We start from the raw sequence: 12553 nt of genomic DNA, 5'->3' as shown, positions 1-12553 counted from the left end.
ACCCGCCGTCTGCGTCGCAGCCTGAGGAATAAGCATGAAATATCGCCTGGGTGACCTGCGGGTCGAGAGCCACCCCACCAGTTGGACCGCACCCAACGCCACGCTCATTGGCAGCGTGCGCCTGCAAGCCAATGCCAGTGTGTGGTTTGGCGCGGTGTTGCGCGGGGATAACGAGCTGATCGATATCGGCGAAGGCAGCAACGTGCAGGATGGCACGGTGATGCACACTGACATGGGCTCGCCACTGACGTTGGGCAAGGGCGTGACCGTTGGCCACAACGCCATGTTGCATGGCTGCACGGTGGGCGACTTCAGCCTGGTCGGTATCAACGCAGTGATCCTCAATGGTGCGCGCATCGGCAAACACTGCATCATCGGCGCCAACGCACTGATTGCCGAGGGCAAGGAAATCCCGGATGGTTCGCTGGTGATGGGCTCGCCGGGCAAGGTGGTACGCGAACTGACCGAGCAGCAGAAGCGCATGCTTGAAGCCAGTGCCGCACATTACGTGCACAATGCCCAGCGCTATGCGCGGGATCTGGTGGTTGATGATGAGTGAAGTGGTCGAGCGGCCGGTGGCTTCGCCGTGTGTGAGCATTTGTGCGCTGGACGAGCAGGATATCTGCACCGGCTGCCAGCGTACCGTGGCGGAGATTGGTCGCTGGGGGCGGATGGGCAATGATGAGCGTCGGGCGGTGCTCAAGCGTTGCCATGAACGGGCAGTAGAAGCCGGCCTCATCTTGCAGGCCTGACGCGAACCTGTGGGGGCGGGCGTGCCGGCGAACACCGGCGAAGCCGGTGCCATGCACCGCAGTGGCAGCTTCGCGGGCACGCCCGCTCCCACAGGTACAGCGTCAGCCTTTCGGGCCTCACAACATCTGTGGGAGCGGGTTTACCCGCGAACGGCCCAGCGGTAATCTGTGCGGCTTGCCCACAGACTGCCCGCCATGTTCTATCTGATTGCCTACATCAGCAGCGTAGTACTGATCAACTACGCTTTCTCCAGTGCCCCGCACCTGGACATCATCTGGTCCGCCTGGGGCGGCCTGGTGTTTATCCTGCGCGACATGGTACAGACCCGTTTCGGTCATGGCGCCCTGTTCGCCATGCTGGTGGCACTGGTGCTGTCCTACGTCACTTCGGAGCCGGCGATCGCGCTGGCCAGCGCCAGCGCATTTTTCATTTCCGAACTGATTGACTGGCTGGTGTTCAGCATCACCCGTCGGCCGTTGCGCGACCGCCTGTGGCTCAGCTCGGCGCTGAGCATCCCGGTGGATACCTTCATTTTCTTCGGCATGATCGGCGCTCTGACCCCGGCAGTGATCGGCACCGCGATGGCCTCGAAGTTCGCCGGTGTAACGGCGGTGTGGCTGGCCATGGCATTTCGTGCCCGGCGGGCCGCCGTCGCCGGTTGATGGTGTAGAATAGCGGTCCTTTTTCAGCGGGTGGCGCCTAGCCTGGTGCGGCCCCGGATGCCTTCGAGGACCTGAAATGACCCGTATCGGAACCCCATTGTCGCCTACCGCGACCCGTGTACTGCTCTGCGGCTGTGGCGAGCTGGGCAAGGAAGTGGTAATCGAACTGCAGCGCCTGGGCGTCGAAGTAATCGCCGTCGACCGGTACGCCAATGCTCCGGCAATGCAGGTGGCGCACCGCAGCCATGTGATCAATATGCTCGATGGCGTTGCCCTGCGCGCGGTGATCGAAGCCGAGAAGCCGCATTACATCGTTCCGGAAATCGAAGCCATCGCCACCGCCACCCTGGTCGAGCTGGAAAACGAAGGTTTCACCGTGGTGCCGACCGCCCGCGCCACCCAGTTGACCATGAACCGCGAAGGCATCCGCCGCCTGGCTGCCGAAGAGCTGGACCTGCCAACCTCGCCGTACCACTTCGCCGACACCTATGAAGACTACGCCAAGGCCGTAGCCGACCTGGGTTACCCGTGCGTGGTCAAACCGGTGATGAGCTCGTCGGGCAAGGGCCAGAGCCTGCTGCGCAGCGATGCTGACCTGCAGACGTCGTGGGACTATGCCCAGGAAGGCGGCCGCGCTGGCAAGGGCCGGGTGATCGTCGAGGGTTTCATCGACTTCGAATATGAAATCACCCTGCTGACCGTGCGCCACGTGGGCGGCACCACCTTCCTCGAGCCCGTCGGCCACCGTCAGGAGAAGGGCGATTACCAGGAGTCCTGGCAGCCACAGGCCATGAGCCCGAAGGCGTTGGCCGAATCGCAGCGCGTGGCCAAGGCGGTCACCGATGCCCTCGGCGGTCGCGGCCTGTTTGGTGTAGAACTGTTCGTGAAGGGCGACCAGGTGTGGTTCAGTGAAGTGTCGCCGCGCCCGCATGACACCGGTCTGGTCACCCTGATTTCCCAGGACCTGTCGCAATTTGCCCTGCATGCCCGCGCCATTCTCGGCCTGCCGATTCCGGTGGTGCGTCAGTTCGGCCCGTCGGCCTCGGCAGTGATCTTGCCCGAAGGCCAGTCCCAACAGGCCAGCTTCGCCAACCTGGGCGCAGCGCTGAGCGAGCCGGATACCGCCATTCGCCTGTTCGGCAAGCCGGAAATCAATGGCACCCGCCGCATGGGTGTGTGCCTGGCGCGTGACGAATCGGTCGAACTGGCGCGGGCCAAGGCGACCCGTGCTTCGCAGGCGGTCAAGGTCGAGTTCTGATCCGAGAGTGCTGGGGCCGCAAAGCGGCCCCAGTGGCTTACAGCGCGGTATTGCGCGTCTCTTTCAGGCACAGCACGGCAATCAGGCTGATCACCGCCGCTACCGACACATAGCCCCCCACCCAGCTCAACCCGCCCATGCTCACCAGCTTCTGGGCAAAGAACGGAGCCGCCGAGGCGCCGACGATACCGCCCAGGTTATACGCCGCCGAGGCACCGGTATACCGCACGTGAGTCGGGAACAGCTCTGGCAGCAGTGCCCCCATCGGCGCAAAGGTCACGCCCATCAGGAACAGCTCGATGGCCAGGAACAGCGCCACACCCGTGGTCGATCCCGAAGTCAGCAGTGGCTCCATGGTAAAGCCCGACGCTATCGCCAGCAGGCCGCCGACGATCAGTACCGGCTTGCGCCCGTAACGGTCACTGAGCCAGGCCGACAATGGTGTGGCCAGGGCCATGAACACCACCGCGAAGCACAGCAGGCCAAGGAACGTTTCGCGGCTGTAGCCCAGTGTGGTCACGCCGTAGCTCAACGAGAACACCGTGGAAATGTAGAACAGTGCATAGCACACCACCATGGCCGCAGCGCCCAGCAGGGTTGGCAGCCAGTATTTGGAGAACAGGTCGACCACCGGCATTTTCACCCGCTCGTGGCGGGCAACGGCCTTGGCAAACACCGGGCTCTCTTCGAGCTTCAGGCGCACATACAGACCAACCAGTACCAGTGCGGCGCTGAGCAGGAACGGAATGCGCCAGCCCCACTCGCGGAACTGCTCGTCGCTGAGCACCAGGGCCAGAGTCAGGAACAGGCCGTTGGCAGCCAGGAAACCGATTGAAGGGCCCAACTGTGGGAACATGCCGAACCAGGCACGCTTGCCTTCCGGAGCGTTTTCGGTGGCCAGCAGGGCCGCTCCACCCCATTCGCCGCCCAGGCCCAGGCCTTGGCCAAAGCGCAGCAGGCAGAGAATGATCGGCGCCCACACGCCAATGCTGTCATAGCCCGGCAGCACGCCGATGGCGGTGGTGGATACGCCCATCAGCAGCAGCGAGGCAACCAGCGTCGACTTGCGGCCGATGCGGTCGCCAAAATGGCCGAACAATGCCGAGCCCAGTGGGCGGGCGAGGAAGGCGATACCGAAGGTGAGGAAGGCGGCCAGCATTTGCGCGGTGCCCGACCCGGACGGGAAGAACACCGGGCCGATCACCAGGGCTGCGGCGGTGGCGTAGACATAGAAATCATAGAACTCGATGGCGGTGCCGATGAAGCTGGCAGTGGCTACCCGCGCAGGCGAGTTGACTGGCGCGGCAGGCGCTTGGGCGTAAGTACTGCTTGTCATTGAGTAAGTCCCTGACAGTCTGGTCCGGCTCCATGGGCTTGGCCCGCGATGGCTTGCCATGTAAAAGGCACGGTTACGCGGACGCCGGAGCGTTTCGTTGTGTGCGCCCGACTGACGATGGCCCAAGGGGGGGTAGGGGCGGGGCGGGTACTGTTCGGGGTATTGACGCAGGACCGCAGGGCGTATCAGTGGAGCGGACTGGCCGTGGAGCGCCGGGTGCGGGTAGCAGGCGTGACGGCGGGGCTGGGTAAGCGTGACCCGAGTATAGCTATCGGGTCACGGTCCACACCAGTACCTTGCTGGCACAATTGTCCTCTGTTTCAAGGATTTCCAGGCGATAGCGGCCTATCTTCAGGCAAACAGCGCTTTCCGGGATGCTTTCCAGCGCTTCGGTCACCAGCCCGTTGAGGGTTTTCGGCCCGCCGTCGCAGGGTAGGTGCCAGCCCAGGGTGCGGTTGATTTCGCGTAACGAAGCGGTGCCATCGATGACGAAGGTGCCATCGGGCTGCGGGTGGACATGCGGGTTATCCAGGCTTTGCTCGTCCTCGAACTCGCCGACGATCTCTTCGAGAATGTCTTCCAGGGTGACGATACCCAGTACTTCGCCGTACTCGTCCACTACCACGCCCAAGCGGCGTTGTTGCTTGTGGAAGTTCAACAACTGCATTTGCAGGGGCGTGCTTTCCGGTACGAAATAGGGCTCGTAGCAGGCGCCGTGCAGCGCTTCGAGGGTCAGCCCGGCCTTGGGCAAGAGGTGGCTGATCAGCTTGGTGTTGAGGATCGCTTCGACCTGGTTGATATCGTTGTGGTAGACCGGCAGGCGGGTGTGGCGGCTGACGATCAACTGCTCGATGATGCGCTCGATCGGCTCGTCGAGGTTGATGCCATCCACTTCGTTGCGCGGCACCAGGATGTCGTTGACGGTGATCTTGTCCAGCGATTGCAGGCCGTCGAGCAGGCCATGGCGAGGCGCTTCGTGCTGTTCATCCTCATCGAAGTCATCGCTATCCTGCGTGTGCAGGGCCACCGCTGTGGGCTGTGCACGGAACGGGCGCAAAATCAGCTTGGCGGTGCCGTCCAGCAGGCAGGCCAGTGGCTGCAGCAGTGCGAGGGGCACTTTCAGCAGGCTGGCGCCAAGGCTCACGAACGCCTGCGGGTTACGCCGGGCCAGGCGTCGCGGCAGGTATTCGGCAAAAACCAGCAAGGCAAGGGTGGCGGCCAGGCCTGCCAGCCAGAAGCCGTGCTCGCCACTCTGGCGCTGGCCGACCAGGCAGGCCAGCCCCAGTACCAGCAGCTTGCCCAGGCTGGCGCACAGCACCAAGGCCTGGGCTGGCAGTACGGGCTGGCCGTCTTCGCCGGCGCGCAGTGCGCCATTGAGCTGCAGGCGGGCAGCATCCACTGCGGTGAACAGCGCTGACCACAAAAGGGCCAGTGCCAGAGTGCCGAATAGCGGTGCGTACGGCAGGGTATCCATGGGCGGCCGTCAGATATGCAAGATGAATTCGCGAACCAGCTTGCTGCCGAAATAGGCCAGCATCAGCAGGCAGAAACCGGCCAGTGTCCAGCGGATGGCCATGTGGCCTCGCCAACCCAGGCGGGTGCGGCCCCACAGCAGCACGCTGAACACCACCCAGGCGACACAGGCCAGCAAGGTCTTGTGCACCAGGTGCTGGGCGAACAGGTTGTCGAGGAACAGCCAGCCGGAGATCAGCGACAGCGACAGCAGGCACCAGCCGGCCCAGAGGAAGCCGAACAGCAGGCTTTCCATGGTTTGCAGTGGCGGGAAGTTACGGATCAGCCCGGACGGGTGCTTGTTCTTCAATTGGCGGTCCTGCAGCAGCAACAGCAGCGACTGGAACACCGCGATGGTGAACAGCCCGTAGGCCAGGATCGACAACAGGATGTGCGCAAGGATGCCGGGTTCTTCGTTGATCAGCGGTACCGTGCCGGGTGGTGCGAACTGGGCCAGCAGCGCGGTCACCGCACCCAGCGGGAACAGTAGCACCAACAGGTTTTCCACGGGTATGCGCAGGCAGGCCAGCAGGGTCAGGGAGATGACGGCCACGGCGATCAGGCTGGCGGCGCTGAAGAAGTCCAGGCTCAGGCCCAGCGGGGTGATCAGCTGGAAGAACAGTGCGCCGGCCTGGGCCAGGACCGCGATGACACCCAGCAGGCCAAGCAGGCGCTTGTCGGCCTTGCGGCCCTGGGACAGGTATGAGCCCTGGTAGATGGCCGCCGCTATATATAGGCCGGCAGCGATCAGGTTGGGGATGAGGCTGGGAGAGGAGACCATAAGTCCTGGTTGGCGAGCCTTAAAGAGACGGAGTTTGGCATAGATTCCGCTGATCAAGGAAGACTGAAGGCTTGTGTCAGGGCATTCGCGGGCACGCCCGCTTCCGCAGGTATGGCGCAGGCCTGCAAGCAGTGAGGATCCTGTGGGAGCGGGCGGGCCCGCGAAGAGGCCAGCACAGCCACCGAATATCTACCAAGGTGTGCGTCGCCGCTGCACTTCGCTATAATCGCCGCCTTGCTGTGCCCGGCGGGTGGGTAGTTCCCCCCTGGCACCTGACAAACCTCGGCTTTACTGGGCCTGAAAGGATCACCATGTTCGAAAACCTGACCGACCGCCTGTCACAGACGCTGCGCCATGTCACCGGCAAGGCCAAGCTGACCGAAGACAACATCAAGGACACGCTGCGCGAAGTGCGCATGGCCCTGCTCGAGGCCGACGTCGCCCTGCCGGTAGTCAAGGATTTCGTCAACAGCGTCAAGGATCGTGCGGTCGGTACCGAGGTGTCGCGCAGCCTGACCCCGGGCCAGGCCTTCGTGAAGATCGTCCAGGCCGAGCTGGAAAGCCTGATGGGCGCGGCCAACGAAGACCTCGCACTGAACGCCGCCCCGCCTGCTGTCGTACTGATGGCGGGCCTGCAGGGCGCCGGTAAGACCACCACCGCCGGCAAGCTTGCGCGCTTCCTTAAAGAGCGCAAGAAAAAGAGTGTGATGGTGGTATCTGCCGACGTCTATCGCCCTGCGGCGATCAAGCAGTTGGAAACACTGGCCAACGATATTGGCGTCACCTTCTTCCCGTCCGATATCAGCCAGAAACCGGTGGCCATCGCCGAAGCTGCCATCCGTGAAGCCAAGCTGAAGTTCATCGACGTGGTCATCGTCGACACCGCCGGCCGTCTGCACATCGACGCCGACATGATGGACGAGATCAAGGCGCTGCACGCGGCCGTCAAACCGGTCGAGACGCTGTTCGTGGTCGACGCCATGACCGGCCAGGACGCCGCCAACACCGCCAAGGCGTTTGGCGAGGCGCTGCCGCTGACCGGTGTGGTGCTGACCAAGGTCGACGGTGACGCCCGTGGCGGTGCCGCGCTGTCGGTCCGTGCAATCACCGGCAAGCCGATCAAGTTCATCGGTATGGGTGAGAAGACCGAGGCACTCGAGCCGTTCCACCCCGACCGCGTCGCTTCGCGCATCCTCGGCATGGGCGACGTGCTCAGCCTGATCGAGCAGGCCGAGCAGACCATCGACAAGGCCAAGGCCGACAAGCTGGCCAAGAAGCTGAAGAAGGGCAAGGGCTTCGACCTCGAAGACTTCCGCGACCAGTTGCAGCAAATGAAGAACATGGGCGGCCTCGGCGGCCTGATGGACAAGCTGCCGAGCATCGGTGGGGTCAACCTCTCACAAATGGGCAACGCCCAAGGCGCGGCCGAAAAGCAGTTCAAGCAGATGGAAGCGATCATCAACTCCATGACCCCGGCCGAGCGCCGTGACCCTGACCTGATCAGCGGTTCGCGCAAGCGCCGTATTGCATTGGGTTCCGGTACCCAGGTGCAGGACATCGGGCGGCTGATCAAGCAGCACAAGCAGATGCAGAAGATGATGAAGAAGTTTTCTGCCAAAGGCGGCATGGCCAAGATGATGCGCGGCCTCGGTGGGATGCTGCCAGGTGGCGGCATGCCAAAGCTGTAACCCCTGATCCGGGTGCCTGCCTTTTGTCTGGCAAGCGCCCAGAATCCCCGCTGTAGCGGGGCAACGGCCGCGAATTTCGCGGCGCAACCGGCAAATCTGGACGGCAGGGCGAGGTCTTGCCGAAAAAGTCATTTGCAAATGTCCGTGTATTCCCCGAGAATATGCGGCCTTTTGGGCACCCGTGTGCCTATTTGGCATTCAGATTTGCAGTACCAGCTGCTGTATCAACTGCAGCACCGACTATAGGAACGATGTTCACATGGTAACCATTCGTCTGGCCCGTGGCGGCTCGAAAAAGCGCCCATTCTACCACCTGACCGTGACCAACTCGCGTAACGCCCGTGACGGCCGTTTCGTTGAGCGCGTAGGTTTCTTCAACCCGATCGCTGCTGGCGCCGAAGTCAAGCTGTCGGTCAACCAAGAGCGCGTCACCTACTGGCTGAGCCAGGGTGCACAGCCGTCTGAGCGTGTTGCTCAGCTGCTGAAGGAAGCTGCCAAGGCCGCTGCCTGAATAGTATGAACGCGACGCCAGAAAAGGCTGACGACCTCATCGTCGTTGGCAAGATTTTTTCGGTTCACGGCGTTCGCGGCGAGGTGAAGGTGTATTCCTTTACCGATCCGATTGAAAACCTGTTGGATTATCCGCGCTGGACGCTTCGGCACGAAGGCAAGGTAAAGCAGGTCGAGCTGGTCAGCGGTCGTGGCTCCCAAAAGGGCCTGGTCGTGAAGCTGAAAGGTCTCGAGGATCGTGATGAAGCCCGTCTTCTGAGCGGTTACGAAATCTGCATCCCGCGGAGCCTTTTGCCCAACCTGGCTGCCGACGAGTACTACTGGTACCAGTTGGTAGGTCTGAAGGTCATCAACCAGGACGAACAACTGTTCGGCAAGGTCGATCACCTGTTGGAGACCGGTGCGAACGATGTAATGGTGGTCAAGCCCTGCGCAGGCAGCCTGGATGATCGCGAGCGTCTGTTGCCCTATACGGAGCAATGTGTGCTGGCAATCGACCTCGAAGCAGGCGTGATGCGGGTCGAATGGGACGCGGACTTCTAAACGATGGGTAACCTTCGCGTAGACGTCATCACGTTGTTCCCCGAGATGTTCTCGGCCATCACGGAGTACGGCATTACCAGCCGCGCGGTGAAACAGGGGTTGCTTCAGGTGACTTGCTGGAACCCGCGGGACTACACCACAGATCGTCACCACACGGTAGATGATCGGCCGTTTGGCGGTGGTCCGGGCATGGTGATGAAAATCAAGCCTCTGGAAGACGCCCTGGTTAGCGCCAGGCAGGCGACCGGAGCAGCGGCGAAGGTGATCTACCTTTCGCCACAAGGCCGCAAGCTGACTCAGCAGGCGGTCAAAGGCCTGGCCGAACAGGAATCGTTGATCCTGATCGCCGGTCGTTATGAAGGCATCGACGAGCGCTTTATCGAGGCTCATGTCGATGAGGAGTGGTCGATTGGCGACTATGTGCTTTCCGGTGGCGAGCTGCCGGCCATGGTACTGATCGATGCGGTTACGCGGCTGCTGCCCGGAGCTTTAGGGCATGTGGACTCGGCGGAAGAAGATTCCTTCACCGACGGTCTGCTCGATTGCCCGCACTACACCCGGCCTGAGGTGTATGCGGATCAGCGTGTTCCCGACGTGTTGCTAAGTGGCAACCATGCACACATCCGGCGTTGGAGGATGAAGCAGTCCCTTGGTAGGACCTTCGAACGACGCGCCGATCTTCTGGAAAGTCGCTCGCTTTCTGGAGAAGAGAAGAAGCTGCTCGAGGAATATCTCCGCGAGCGGGACGATAGTTAAACGTATCGATGGTGGATCGCGTATCCATCTTAGGAGCACAGCATGACCAACAAGATCATCCAGCAGCTCGAAGCCGAGCAGATGAGCAAGGAAATCCCGACCTTCGCACCAGGCGACACCGTTGTCGTTCAGGTTAAAGTGAAGGAAGGTGAGCGTTCCCGTCTGCAGGCGTTCGAAGGCGTCGTTATCGCCAAGCGTAACCGCGGTCTGAACAGCGCCTTCACCGTGCGCAAGATCTCCAGCGGCGTTGGCGTAGAGCGTACCTTCCAGACCTACAGCCCGCAAATCGACAGCCTGGCCGTGAAACGTCGTGGTGACGTGCGTAAAGCCAAGCTGTACTACCTGCGCGACCTGTCCGGCAAAGCCGCTCGCATCAAGGAAAAACTGTCCTGAGTGCAGTTTGCCCGGTGGCCGAGGCCGCCTAGCGAGAAAGAAGCAGCCTTCGGGCTGCTTTTTTGCGTTTTGAATCCCCGAAAATGTGAATGCCATGACGACCCGAGACCAGGAAATCCAGCGCCGCACCGAACTGTCGGTGACCCGCGTGACCAAGGCGGTGTTCCCCAATACCACCAACCACCACAACACCCTGTTCGGCGGCACCGCCCTGGCCTGGATGGACGAAGTGTCGTTCATCGCTGCCACGCGCTTTTGTCGCCTGCCGCTGGTGACCGTGTCTACCGACCGCATCGATTTCAAGCACCCGATTCCGGCGGGCTCGATCGTCGAGCTGGTGGGTACGGTGATCAAGGTCGGCAATACCAGCTTGCAGGTGCAGGTGGATGTGTTTGTCGAGAACATGTACCTGGATGGCCGTGACCGGGCGATCCATGGGGTGTTCAGCTTCGTCGCCATCGACGAGGACAAGCGCCCGGTGCCCGTGCTTCCAGGCGCCTGAGTATCACGGCTCCGGTGCTCGCTCGATCAATGCCACCAAGGTCCATCCCGGTTGCGGCTGCAACGGGTTGTCAGGGCTGGCTACATGGACCCAGCCATGATCATCGCGCGCGAACAGCAAGTGTGCACGCTCGCCATGCAGCGCCTGGTAGGCGTCCCAGCCAAAGCCTTCGGTCAGGTTGGTACTGTACAGCTCGGCGCCCTGATGCATGCGGTTGGCCAGTTGCAGATAGGTCATCGGCTTGGCCCCCAATAGATGCCCGCGGTGCTCTTCGGCCGCCCGATGCTTGTCGCTACGTTGTTTTTCCAGGCCACTGGCAAGCACGAACAGCCGGCTGTGCCCGAAATCATGACGGAACCTGGCGCAGGCCAAGGCATTGATTTCGCCGGCAGGAGAGAGGCCCAGCAAGTGCCCGAGGCCGACCAGGTCCAGATGGGCGTCGGCATGCTGCGAGGCCGGGTTGCCAAAATAGGTCGTGAGCCCGTCCATACGCGCGGCGCGGATGTTTTCCCAGCTGGAGTCCGTCAGCAAAACCCGGCAGCCCAATTGCTGGAGGGTTTTGGCGATGGCCCGGGCCGGCTCGTTGGCACCGACGATGAGAAACCCGCTGGGAGCCGGTTCGGCAACCTTGAGCAAGCGTGCCAGCGACCTGGCTGTGGCGCTTTGCAGTACTACCGTGCCGATGATTACCGCGAAGGTCAACGGTACCAGCAGCAAGGCATCCTGGTGGCCGGCCTGGTGCAGACGGATGGCAAAAATGGCTGAAACGGCTGCGGCAACGATGCCGCGTGGAGCAATCCAGGCCAGCAGCGCGCGCTCCCGCCAGTTGAGTGTCGAGCCCAATGTGGCCAGCCAGACGCTGAGCGGGCGTGCCAGCAGTTGGATCACCAGCAACAGTGCCAGGACGGCAGGGCCAAGGCCTAGCAGGGCATGCAGGTCAAGGCGTGCAGCCAGCAGGATGAACAGGCCGGAAATCAGCAGCACACTGAGGTTTTCCTTGAAGTGCAGGATCTGTCGCACATCAACCCCGCGCATGTTGGCCAGCCACATCCCCATCACGGTCACTGCCAGCAGCCCGGACTCGTGCATGATCTGGTTGGCGGCGATGAAAATACCCAGTACCGCCGCCAGTGACGCGAGGTTGTGCAGGTATTCTGGTAGCCACTGTTCGCGCATGATTTGCCCCAGCAGCCAGCCCCCAGCCGCGCCCAGAGCGGTACCGCAGAAGAGCACACCGGCGAAGGTGATAAGGCTCTGGCTCAGGCCGTTACCCTCGGCGCTGGCGATGATGAAGCTGTATACCACCACAGCGAGCAGCGCGCCGATCGGGTCGATCATGATCCCTTCCCAGCGCAGGATGTTCGCGATCGCTGCCTTTGGCCGCACCACGCGCAGCATGGGCACGATCACCGTTGGGCCGGTCACCAGGGTCAGGGTGCCGAAGAGAATCGCCAGCGGCCAGTCGAACCCGAGCAGCCAGTGGGTTGCCAGTGCAATCACCAGCCAGGTGACCAGTGCGCCCACCGTGACCAGGCGATGCACCACGCTGCCGATCTCGCGCCACTGGGACAGGTGCAGGGTCAGGCTGCCTTCGAACAGAATCAGCGCCACCGCCAGCGACACCAGCGGCATCAGCAATGGGCCGAACAGCGCCTCGGGGTCGAGCCATCCCAGCGCTGGGCCGGCAAGGATCCCGGCCAACAACAGAAACAGAATCGCCGGCAGCTTCAGGCGCCAGGCCAGCCACTGGCAGGCGAGCGCTGCGGCGCCGATGCCGCCCATGCTCAGAAGGATCTGCTGTTCGTTCATGCGGGCTCCCTATGCCGGCGTTGTTATGAAAGACTAAGCGCCATTTCGTC

General features: G+C 62.4%; 14 protein-coding genes. 10 read left to right on the top strand and 4 right to left on the bottom strand.

Annotated features, from left to right (window positions below; genetic code table 11):
• The first annotated feature begins 34 nt into the window (after positions 1–34).
• The 4 genes from ACYCCG_RS05150 (at position 35) to purT (ending at position 2673) form a co-directional block, all read left to right on the top strand.
• Positions 35–559: a gamma carbonic anhydrase family protein gene (locus ACYCCG_RS05150; RefSeq protein WP_103443794.1), complete on the top strand. Its 525-nt coding sequence runs from the start codon at positions 35–37 to the stop codon at positions 557–559.
• A gap of 1 nt (position 560) precedes the next feature.
• Positions 561–752: a DUF1289 domain-containing protein gene (locus ACYCCG_RS05145; protein WP_459669681.1), complete on the top strand. Its 192-nt coding sequence runs from the start codon at positions 561–563 to the stop codon at positions 750–752.
• Positions 753–947: 195 nt separating this feature from the next.
• Positions 948–1415 (top strand): VUT family protein, encoded by a 468-nt coding sequence (locus tag ACYCCG_RS05140; RefSeq protein ID WP_021785715.1) that lies wholly within the window; start codon positions 948–950, stop codon positions 1413–1415.
• 76 nt (positions 1416–1491) lie between these two features.
• Positions 1492–2673, top strand: coding sequence for a formate-dependent phosphoribosylglycinamide formyltransferase (gene purT / locus ACYCCG_RS05135; protein ID WP_459669618.1), 1182 nt, complete (start codon positions 1492–1494; stop codon positions 2671–2673).
• 37 nt (positions 2674–2710) lie between these two features.
• On the opposite strand, the gene ACYCCG_RS05130 is transcribed toward purT, so the two are convergent.
• From ACYCCG_RS05130 to ACYCCG_RS05120, 3 genes are all read right to left on the bottom strand, one after another.
• A complete protein-coding gene (locus tag ACYCCG_RS05130) occupies positions 2711–4009 on the bottom strand; it encodes an MFS transporter (RefSeq protein ID WP_021785713.1) in 1299 nt (432 codons plus the stop codon).
• A 268-nt stretch (positions 4010–4277) separates the two neighbouring features.
• A complete protein-coding gene (locus tag ACYCCG_RS05125; RefSeq protein WP_176682702.1) occupies positions 4278–5483 on the bottom strand; it encodes a transporter associated domain-containing protein in 1206 nt (401 codons plus the stop codon).
• Positions 5484–5492: 9 nt separating this feature from the next.
• Positions 5493–6302 carry a cytochrome C assembly family protein gene (locus tag ACYCCG_RS05120; RefSeq protein WP_176682703.1) on the bottom strand — a complete coding sequence of 270 codons (810 nt, stop codon included), beginning with the start codon at positions 6300–6302 and terminating at the stop codon, positions 5493–5495.
• A gap of 311 nt (positions 6303–6613) precedes the next feature.
• On the opposite strand from ACYCCG_RS05120, the gene ffh reads away from it, so the two are divergent.
• From ffh to ACYCCG_RS05090, 6 genes are all read left to right on the top strand, one after another.
• The gene (ffh, locus tag ACYCCG_RS05115) at positions 6614–7990 is read left to right on the top strand and encodes a signal recognition particle protein (protein ID WP_176682704.1); all 1377 of its coding nucleotides are present in this window, start codon (positions 6614–6616) and stop codon (positions 7988–7990) included.
• A gap of 259 nt (positions 7991–8249) precedes the next feature.
• Complete coding sequence (rpsP, locus tag ACYCCG_RS05110) at positions 8250–8501, top strand: 30S ribosomal protein S16 (RefSeq protein ID WP_003252142.1); 252 nt, start codon at positions 8250–8252, stop codon at positions 8499–8501.
• 5 nt (positions 8502–8506) lie between these two features.
• Positions 8507–9043 carry a ribosome maturation factor RimM gene (gene rimM / locus ACYCCG_RS05105; RefSeq protein ID WP_084850792.1) on the top strand — a complete coding sequence of 179 codons (537 nt, stop codon included), beginning with the start codon at positions 8507–8509 and terminating at the stop codon, positions 9041–9043.
• A 3-nt stretch (positions 9044–9046) separates the two neighbouring features.
• Positions 9047–9799: a tRNA (guanosine(37)-N1)-methyltransferase TrmD gene (trmD, locus tag ACYCCG_RS05100; protein ID WP_003252146.1), complete on the top strand. Its 753-nt coding sequence runs from the start codon at positions 9047–9049 to the stop codon at positions 9797–9799.
• Between the two features lie 42 nt (positions 9800–9841).
• The gene (gene rplS / locus ACYCCG_RS05095; RefSeq protein WP_003252148.1) at positions 9842–10192 is read left to right on the top strand and encodes a 50S ribosomal protein L19; all 351 of its coding nucleotides are present in this window, start codon (positions 9842–9844) and stop codon (positions 10190–10192) included.
• 94 nt (positions 10193–10286) lie between these two features.
• A complete protein-coding gene (locus ACYCCG_RS05090) occupies positions 10287–10694 on the top strand; it encodes an acyl-CoA thioesterase (RefSeq protein WP_014592194.1) in 408 nt (135 codons plus the stop codon).
• 3 nt (positions 10695–10697) lie between these two features.
• Here ACYCCG_RS05090 and ACYCCG_RS05085 read toward each other — a convergent pair whose 3' ends face one another.
• Positions 10698–12503, bottom strand: a complete 1806-nt coding sequence (locus ACYCCG_RS05085; protein WP_274147750.1) for a cation:proton antiporter — start codon at positions 12501–12503, stop codon at positions 10698–10700.
• Positions 12504–12553 lie beyond the last annotated feature (50 nt).

The organism is Pseudomonas sp. VEM90, from assembly GCF_054611535.1.
The sequence above is the reverse complement of the archived record's forward strand: the minus strand, read 5'-3'. Positions and strand labels throughout refer to the sequence as shown.

What these genes read in the sequence shown, in the direction of transcription:
- ACYCCG_RS05150 (WP_103443794.1), top strand. Translation starts at nt 35, where the DNA reads ATGAAATATCGCCTGGGTGACCTGCGGGTCGAGAGCCACCCCACCAGT.
- ACYCCG_RS05140 (WP_021785715.1), top strand. Translation starts at nt 948, where the DNA reads ATGTTCTATCTGATTGCCTACATCAGCAGCGTAGTACTGATCAACTAC.
- purT (WP_459669618.1), top strand. Translation starts at nt 1,492, where the DNA reads ATGACCCGTATCGGAACCCCATTGTCGCCTACCGCGACCCGTGTACTG.
- ACYCCG_RS05130 (WP_021785713.1), bottom strand. Translation starts at nt 4,009, where the DNA reads ATGACAAGCAGTACTTACGCCCAAGCGCCTGCCGCGCCAGTCAACTCG.
- ACYCCG_RS05125 (WP_176682702.1), bottom strand. Translation starts at nt 5,483, where the DNA reads ATGGATACCCTGCCGTACGCACCGCTATTCGGCACTCTGGCACTGGCC.
- ACYCCG_RS05120 (WP_176682703.1), bottom strand. Translation starts at nt 6,302, where the DNA reads ATGGTCTCCTCTCCCAGCCTCATCCCCAACCTGATCGCTGCCGGCCTA.
- ffh (WP_176682704.1), top strand. Translation starts at nt 6,614, where the DNA reads ATGTTCGAAAACCTGACCGACCGCCTGTCACAGACGCTGCGCCATGTC.
- rpsP (WP_003252142.1), top strand. Translation starts at nt 8,250, where the DNA reads ATGGTAACCATTCGTCTGGCCCGTGGCGGCTCGAAAAAGCGCCCATTC.
- rimM (WP_084850792.1), top strand. Translation starts at nt 8,507, where the DNA reads ATGAACGCGACGCCAGAAAAGGCTGACGACCTCATCGTCGTTGGCAAG.
- trmD (WP_003252146.1), top strand. Translation starts at nt 9,047, where the DNA reads ATGGGTAACCTTCGCGTAGACGTCATCACGTTGTTCCCCGAGATGTTC.
- rplS (WP_003252148.1), top strand. Translation starts at nt 9,842, where the DNA reads ATGACCAACAAGATCATCCAGCAGCTCGAAGCCGAGCAGATGAGCAAG.
- ACYCCG_RS05090 (WP_014592194.1), top strand. Translation starts at nt 10,287, where the DNA reads ATGACGACCCGAGACCAGGAAATCCAGCGCCGCACCGAACTGTCGGTG.
- ACYCCG_RS05085 (WP_274147750.1), bottom strand. Translation starts at nt 12,503, where the DNA reads ATGAACGAACAGCAGATCCTTCTGAGCATGGGCGGCATCGGCGCCGCA.